Raw genomic sequence first — 1334 nt, 5'->3', positions numbered from 1 at the left:
GCCGGTTTTGGCGCGCCCGGTCTGCCTGCCGGTCCTGTTCCGTCTGCATATCCCCAAATCCGGTGTCTCCAAACCGGACGCGGCCCGTGTCCTGGTCGGGTTGCTCGCCCGTGCGTTTCCCGAACGCACCCTCCACGTGGTCGCCGATGCCGCCTACCGGGGACCGGCCTGGCGCACGCTGCCCGGCAACCGCACGGGCGTGTCGGCCGAGGATCTTCTCACCACACTCGCGGACAAGCCACCGGTACCCACGTTCGCCGAGTACATCCCGATCGTCTCGGCCGCGGTCACGGACGGAACCCGCCGCGTCTATGGCTCCTACTGGAACCGTATCGACGACCATTGGGGCCACCGGCGTCTGAACGAACCAACACCGTCGGAGATCAAGCAGCTCGTGGAACACGTGAAGACCCATGTCGTCACGAGACGCAATGCCCGCGGCGGACGCAGCGCCGGCACCTCGACGATCCGCCGCGTTCTCAAGCGATTGCGCATCTGCCTCGGCGATGGCATCACCGAATTCCGGTTCCTCGTGCGGGATCGGGCCGGCCAGTTCACCACGTCGTTCGATGCGGTCCTCGCTGATGCAGGCATCCGCGTAGTCAAGACTCCCCCGCGCTGTCCGCGGGCGAACGGTTTTACCAAACGGTTCGTGCGCACTGTCCGAGCCAAACTGACTGACCGTCTGTTGATCTTCGGTGAACGGCACCTGCATGCGGTGCTTGCGAAGTACATCCGACACTACAACGGGCGCCGGTCGCACCGTGCCCGCGAGCTTCGGCCACCACGGCCGAGTTACCCCGTTGCAGACCTCGGCAGTTGAGCGGATCAAACGTCGGCCGGTGCTTGGCGGCTTGATCAACGAGTATGAGCGCATAGCTCAACGTCGCACGGAGCCGTGGTCGGTTCCGCGCTCGGCGATCTTCGGTTCGATTCCCTTTGCGCGCAACTCGTCCCGGTGTTTATCGGAGTCGTAGGCGCGGTCGCTATAAAGCTCGTCGGGCCGGCGGCACGGGCACCCGCGCCTGCCCCGCACCGGCGGGATCGCCTCGACCAGCGGGAGGAGTTGGGTGACGTCATTGACGTTACCGCCGGTCAGGGTACAGCAGCGTATTCGACGGCAACGAATTCCCCGCATGCAGCACTGCGCCTCCGGGCTGGGCGGAGTCCCGGCTCGGAGGCGCAGCGTGGCGGAGTTTTCAGGTTTTCCGCGCCGCCAGGTCCCGCGGCCGGTCGCCCGGCGTGCGGCGCTTCGGGAGGGCCATTACAGGTTGTGCGAGAGCAGCAGGCTCAGCGTCTCGTCGACGTTCATCCACCGGTGTTCGTCACCGGGT

The 1334-nt window shown here is 66.3% G+C and carries 1 protein-coding gene and 1 pseudogene; one reads left to right on the top strand and one right to left on the bottom strand.

What is annotated here, in order from left to right; all coding sequences use genetic code 11:
* A partial coding sequence (locus ACWDKQ_RS36205; protein ID WP_450143246.1) for an integrase core domain-containing protein occupies positions 1-823 on the top strand: 823 nt, incomplete at its 5' end.
* 69 nt (positions 824-892) lie between these two features.
* Here ACWDKQ_RS36205 and ACWDKQ_RS36200 read toward each other — a convergent pair.
* A pseudogene (locus ACWDKQ_RS36200) lies at positions 893-1099 on the bottom strand (transposase); the annotation flags it as partial.
* Between the last annotated feature and the right edge of the window lie 235 nt (positions 1100-1334).

It is taken from the genome of Saccharopolyspora sp. NPDC000995 (assembly GCF_053599315.1).
The sequence above is the reverse complement of the archived record's forward strand: the minus strand, read 5'-3'. Positions and strand labels throughout refer to the sequence as shown.